The organism is Nocardioides sp. Z30_9, from assembly GCF_058215735.1.
This window is the reverse complement of record NZ_JBZAJF010000006.1, coordinates 1-5168: the sequence shown is the minus strand read 5'-3', so window position 1 is coordinate 5168 and position 5168 is coordinate 1. Positions and strand designations below refer to the sequence as shown.

The 5168-nt window shown below is 55.1% G+C and carries 2 rRNA genes; both read right to left on the bottom strand.

Annotated elements, in window-relative coordinates:
* Positions 1 to 54: 54 nt before the first annotated feature.
* Positions 55 to 3158, bottom strand: a 23S ribosomal RNA gene (locus tag AC4BGB_RS21535).
* A gap of 374 nt (positions 3159 to 3532) precedes the next feature.
* Positions 3533 to 5056 (bottom strand): 16S ribosomal RNA (locus AC4BGB_RS21530).
* Together the 16S and 23S rRNA genes form the textbook arrangement of a ribosomal RNA operon.
* Positions 5057 to 5168 lie beyond the last annotated feature (112 nt).

Sequence of the window (5168 nt, the reverse complement as noted above, 5' to 3'; positions counted from 1 at the left end):
TTGAGGCTCCCGACCGTAACTCGGGAACCACACAGTGGACGCGCAACATCTTTGAGGGACAAGCCCTCGGCCTATTAGTACCGGTCGGCTAGGGATTACTCCTGTACACCTCCGGCCTATCAACCCAGTCGTCTACTGGGGGCCTTACCCGGTTAACCCGGTGGGAAACCTCATCTTGAAACGTGCTTCCCGCTTAGATGCTTTCAGCGGTTATCACTTCCGAACGTAGCTAACCAGCCGTGCTCCTGGCGGAACAACTGGCACACCAGAGGTTCGTCCATCCCGGTCCTCTCGTACTAGGGACAGCCTTTCTCAAGTTTCCTGCGCGCGCGGCGGATAGGGACCGAACTGTCTCACGACGTTCTAAACCCAGCTCGCGTGCCGCTTTAATGGGCGAACAGCCCAACCCTTGGGACCTACTCCAGCCCCAGGATGCGACGAGCCGACATCGAGGTGCCAAACCATCCCGTCGATATGGACTCTTGGGGAAGATCAGCCTGTTATCCCCGGGGTACCTTTTATCCGTTGAGCGACGCCGCTTCCACATGCCAGCGCCGGATCACTAGTTCCGACTTTCGTCCCTGCTCGAGATGTCACTCTCACAGTCAAGCTCCCTTGTGCACTTACACTCGAAACCTGATTGCCAACCAGGCTGAGGGAACCTTTGAGCGCCTCCGTTACATTTTAGGAGGCAACCGCCCCAGTTAAACTACCCATCAGGCACTGTCCCTGATCCAGATAATGGACCTAGGTTAGATGTCTAATACGACCAGAGTGGTATTTCAACGATGACTCCACCTGAACTGGCGTCCAAGCTTCAAAGTCTCCCACCTATCCTACACAAGTCGAACCAAACACCAATACCAAACTATAGTAAAGGTCCCGGGGTCTTTCCGTCCTGCCGCGCGTAACGAGCATCTTTACTCGTAGTGCAATTTCGCCGAGTCCACGGTTGAGACAGCGCCCAAGTCGTTACTCCATTCGTGCAGGTCGGAACTTACCCGACAAGGAATTTCGCTACCTTAGGATGGTTATAGTTACCACCGCCGTTTACTGGGGCTTAAGTTCTCCGCTTCGCTAACAAGTTAGCTAACAGGTCCCCTTAACCTTCCAGCACCGGGCAGGAGTCAGTCCGTATACATCGTCTTACGACTTCGCACGGACCTGTGTTTTTAGTAAACAGTCGCTTGGGCCTGGTCTCTGCGGCCATCAACGCTTCACAGAGCAAGTCTGCTAACGCATCCGGCCCCCCTTCTCCCGAAGTTACGGGGGCATTTTGCCGAGTTCCTTAACCGTGGTTCACTCGATCGCCTTAGTATTCTCTACCTGATCACCTGAGTCGGTTTGGGGTACGGGCGGCGCATAGCTCGCTAGAGGTTTTTCTCGACAGCATAGGATCATCCACTTCGTCCATACGGACTCCCCATCAGGTCTCAGACACATGCGAGGCGGATTTGCCTACCTCGCGTCCTACACCCTTAGCCGTGGTCTACCATCGCCACGGTTGGACTACCTTCCTGCGTCACCCCATCGCTTGACTACTACCGGTTCGGGTCATGCGCTCTGCTCATCACGTCCCGAAGGATCAGATGAGTTTCGGGCACTTAGCATCACCGGGTTCGTCATGGGCGCTATTTTGCCGGTACGGGAATATCAACCCGTTGTCCATCGACTACGCCTGTCGGCCTCGCCTTAGGTCCCGACTTACCCAGGGCAGATTAGCTTGACCCTGGAACCCTTGATCATTCGGCGGAAGAGTTTCTCACTCTTCATTCGCTACTCATGCCTGCATTCTCACTCGTGTGGCGTCCACAACTGGTTCACACCGCTGCTTCACCCGCCACACGACGCTCCCCTACCCATCCATGCACCTGGACCACGAAGGCCTAGCTTTACGCATGAATGCCATAGCTTCGGTGGATAACTTGAGCCCCGCTACATTGTCGGCGCGGAATCACTTGACCAGTGAGCTATTACGCACTCTTTCAAGGATGGCTGCTTCTAAGCCAACCTCCTGGTTGTCTCTGCGACTCCACATCCTTTTCCACTTAGTTATCGCTTAGGGACCTTAGCTGATGGTCTGGGCTGTTTCCCTCTCGACAATGGAGCTTATCCCCCACTGTCTCACTGCCGCGCTCTCACTTACCGGCATTCGGAGTTTGGTTAATTTCGGTAAGCTTTTGGGCCCCCTAGACTATCCAGTGCTCTACCTCCGGCAAGAAACACGCGACGCTGCACCTAAATGCATTTCGGGGAGAACCAGCTATCACGAAGTTTGATTGGCCTTTCACCCCTATCCACAGGTCATCCCCTCAGTTTTCAACCTAAGTGGGTTCGGTCCTCCACGCGGTCTTACCCGCGCTTCAACCTGCCCATGGATAGATCACTTCGCTTCGGGTCTTGGTCGTGCCACTCAAACGCCCTATTAGGACTCGCTTTCGCTACGGCTTCCCCACACGGGTTAACCTCGCGACACAACGCAAACTCGCAGGCTCATTCTTCAAAAGGCACGCTGTCACAAGACCAAAGGTCTCGCTCCAACGGATTGTAGGCACATGGTTTCAGGTACTATTTCACTCCCCGCCAGGGGTACTTTTCACCTTTCCCTCACGGTACTTGTCCGCTATCGGTCACCAAGGAGTATTTAGGCTTAACGGGTGGTCCCGCCAGATTCACACGGAATTTCAGGGGTTCCGTGTTACTTGGGGTGACGCTTCAGAGCCATCGTCTTACGTATACGGGGGTATCACCCTCTATGCCGGGACTTTCCAGTCCGCTTCGACTTCAACGATGGTTTCTTACTCTGTGTCAGTTCGGCAGAACCAACAAAGCGGCCCCACAACCCTCAACTAGCAACGCCTGCCGGCTATCACACTAGTTAAGTTTGGCCTCATCCGATTTCGCTCGCCACTACTCTCGGAATCACTTTTGTTTTCTCTTCCTGTGGGTACTGAGATGTTTCACTTCCCCACGTTCCCTCCAAACACCCTATATATTCAGGTGCAGGTAACTGGACATGACTCCAGCTGGGTTTCCCCATTCGGAAATCCCCGGATCAACGCTTGGTTGCCAACTTCCCGGGGCTTATCGCAGGCTCCTACGTCCTTCATCGGCTCTTGGTGCCAAGGCATCCACCATGTGCCCTTAGTAGCTTGTCTTGCTACAAAGATGCTCGCGTCCACTGTGTAGTTCTCAAATTACGGGCGGTACCAACACCATCACCCCCGCTTACCAGCCAAACATCCTCACAGATGCGGCCCGGCAGTTCGGAGAAGTGCGGCCCAAAGAAACCGAGATGAACTCGATCCCTCAGGACCCAACAGTGTGCCTGGAAAACTCCCCCACTCAATCTTCGACTTTCCACACTCACCGAACCCACAAGTGGACCCGGATCGCCGTACTGACGAAAACCTCGCAAAGAAGCTGACCAAATAATCGACGTTCCACTAGTGAGCAGTGCAGATGCGCTGAACGTTTGCCAACGAACACCTGCGCCCTGGACGGCTTGAGACCGCCAGATAAAGCTCCTTAGAAAGGAGGTGATCCAGCCGCACCTTCCGGTACGGCTACCTTGTTACGACTTCGTCCCAATCGCTCGCCCCACCTTCGACAGCTCCCTCCGAGTAAACGGTTGGGCCACTGGCTTCGGGTGTTGCCAACTTTCGTGACGTGACGGGCGGTGTGTACAAGGCCCGGGAACGTATTCACCGCAGCGTTGCTGATCTGCGATTACTAGCGACTCCGACTTCATGGGGTCGAGTTGCAGACCCCAATCCGAACTGAGACCGGCTTTTTGGGATTCGCTCCACCTTGCGGTATCGCAGCCCTTTGTACCGGCCATTGTAGCATGCGTGAAGCCCTAGGCATAAGGGGCATGATGACTTGACGTCATCCCCACCTTCCTCCGAGTTGACCCCGGCAGTCTCTTATGAGTCCCCACCATTACGTGCTGGCAACATAAGACGAGGGTTGCGCTCGTTGCGGGACTTAACCCAACATCTCACGACACGAGCTGACGACAGCCATGCACCACCTGTATACGAGTGTCCAAAGAGACCTCTATCTCTAGAGGGTTCTCGCATATGTCAAACCTAGGTAAGGTTCTTCGCGTTGCATCGAATTAATCCGCATGCTCCGCCGCTTGTGCGGGCCCCCGTCAATTCCTTTGAGTTTTAGCCTTGCGGCCGTACTCCCCAGGCGGGGCGCTTAATGCGTTAGCTGCGGCACGGAACTCGTGGAATGAGTCCCACACCTAGCGCCCAACGTTTACGGTGTGGACTACCAGGGTATCTAATCCTGTTCGCTCCCCACACTTTCGCTCCTCAGCGTCAGGTAATGCCCAGAGAACCGCCTTCGCCACCGGTGTTCCTCCTGATATCTGCGCATTTCACCGCTACACCAGGAATTCCGTTCTCCCCTGCATACCTCTAGTCTGCCCGTATCAGAAGCAGGCTCGGGGTTAAGCCCCGAGTTTTCACTCCTGACGCAACAAACCGCCTACGAGCCCTTTACGCCCAATAATTCCGGACAACGCTCGCACCCTACGTATTACCGCGGCTGCTGGCACGTAGTTGGCCGGTGCTTCTTCTGCGCATACCGTCACTTTCGCTTCGTCTGCGCTGAAAGAGGTTTACAACCCGAAGGCCGTCATCCCTCACGCGGCGTTGCTGGATCAGGCTTTCGCCCATTGTCCAATATTCCCCACTGCTGCCTCCCGTAGGAGTCTGGGCCGTGTCTCAGTCCCAGTGTGGCCGGTCACCCTCTCAGGCCGGCTACCCGTCGAAGCCTTGGTGGGCCATTACCCCACCAACAAGCTGATAGGCCGCGAGCTCATCCTCCACCGCCGGAACTTTCCACCACCATCAGATGCCTGAAGTGGTCGTATCCGGTATTAGCTCCCGTTTCCGAGAGTTATCCCGATGTGAAGGGCAGATTGCTCACGTGTTACTCACCCGTTCGCCGCTCGTGTACCCCCGAAGGGGCCTTACCGCTCGACTTGCATGTGTTAAGCACGCCGCCAGCGTTCGTCCTGAGCCAGGATCAAACTCTCCGTTGAATTCTAGCAACGACCACTTACGTGACCGTCAATTCTTGGTGTTTTTATCCCGGCAAGAGAACGATTACTGACTAATGTCAGAATCATCGTTTGTCTTACCAAAGGAACCGCC